Raw genomic sequence first — 1,422 nt, forward strand, 5'->3', positions numbered from 1 at the left:
CCCCGACCCGGCACCCCGGCCGCCCGCCGCTGCCGCCGCCGTCCCCCGGACCGGCCCGCCACGTTCCCGCCGGACCGGCCAGCCACGTTTCGGCCGGCCCAGCGAGAACGACCGTGACCGGCGTCTTCCGGCGCGCCCTGGGCACGGACTTCGACCGGCTGCACCCCGAGTTGCGCCGCCGCTTCGGCGTCGACGGCCAGGTCGACGCGGGCTGCGTGGGCACCGGCGTGATGGACCGGATCTGGCGCGGTCCGGCGTTCACCGTGCCGTTTCTGCGCCTGGGCACGCTGCGTCACCTGCTCTTCCCGGAGACCGGCGTCGACGTGCCGTTCACCATCGAGAACTGGGCCTACACCGACTCGTACGGTCGGGCCACACTGACCTTCGTCCGCACCTTCCAGGTGAGCGCGCACCGACGGCGGCGGTTCGACGCGACGATGGTGTGGAGCCCCCGCCGACAGGTGCTGGTCGACTACCTGGGCACCCACCAGCACCTCGCCGTCGACCTGCACCCCGGCGTCGACGCCACCGGCGCGCTGACGATCCGCAGCGGCCTGCAACGGTTCCGGGGCGGGGTCGCCTGCCCGGCGGCGATGACCGGCGAGGCCCGGCTGCGCGAGTGGTACGACGACCGCGCCGGCCGGTTCCGCATCGAGGTGGCGGTGACCAACCGGCGTCTCGGGCCGATCTTCGGGTACGCGGGCAGCTTCACCGTGGCCTACGTACCGGCGGGTGGTGCCCCGGTCCCCGCAGCGGTGCGACCACTGCGGGAGAATTCCCGGGACTGACCGGGAGGACCTTGATGGCTGGCACCCGCCAGAAGCTCATCGACGGCGCGTTGGCGGCGATCCGCGCGCACGGCATCGCCGGCGTGTCGGCCCGTACCGTGGCGGCGGCCGCCGGGGTCAACCAGGCTCTGGTCTTCTACCATTTCGGCACCGTCGACGAGTTGCTCGCCGAGGCGTGCCGCAGCGCCACCGAGACGCGGGTGGCGGTGTACCGGGACCGGTTCGCGGCCGTCCGGTCCCTGCGCGAACTGCTCGACGTGGGGCGGGACCTGCACGCGCAGGAACACGCCCAGGGCAACGTGGCGGTGCTGGCCCAGTTGCTCGCCGGGGCGCAGGCCGATTCCCGGCTGGCGGAGCCGACCGCCGCCGCGCTGCGGCTCTGGACGGCCGAGATCGAGGCGGTGCTACGCCGGCTGCTGCGCGACTCGCCGGCCGCCCCGGTCGCCGAGCCGGCGGGGCTGGCCCGGGCGATCAGCGCCGCCTTCGTCGGCCTGGAGCTGTTCGAGGGCGTGGACCGGGCCGCAGCCCGCGACGCGCTGGCCGCCCTGGACCGGCTCGCCATCCTGGTCGAGGTCCTCGACGACCTCGGCCCCCTGGCCCGCCACGCCCTCCGCGCCAAACTCCGCCCCCACAC

The 1,422-nt window shown here is 75.0% G+C and carries 2 protein-coding genes; both read left to right on the top strand.

Annotation, left to right across the window (positions count from 1 at the left end):
* Positions 1-113: 113 nt before the first annotated feature.
* A complete protein-coding gene (locus tag E1165_RS28580; protein WP_132394787.1) occupies positions 114-788 on the top strand; it encodes a DUF4166 domain-containing protein in 675 nt (224 codons plus the stop codon).
* Between the two features lie 14 nt (positions 789-802).
* A partial coding sequence (locus tag E1165_RS28585) for a TetR/AcrR family transcriptional regulator (protein WP_132394788.1) occupies positions 803-1,422 on the top strand: 620 nt, incomplete at its 3' end.

Origin of the sequence: Micromonospora sp. KC723, from assembly GCF_004348595.1 — a bacterium.
In the GTDB taxonomy this organism is placed as follows: domain Bacteria; phylum Actinomycetota; class Actinomycetes; order Mycobacteriales; family Micromonosporaceae; genus Micromonospora.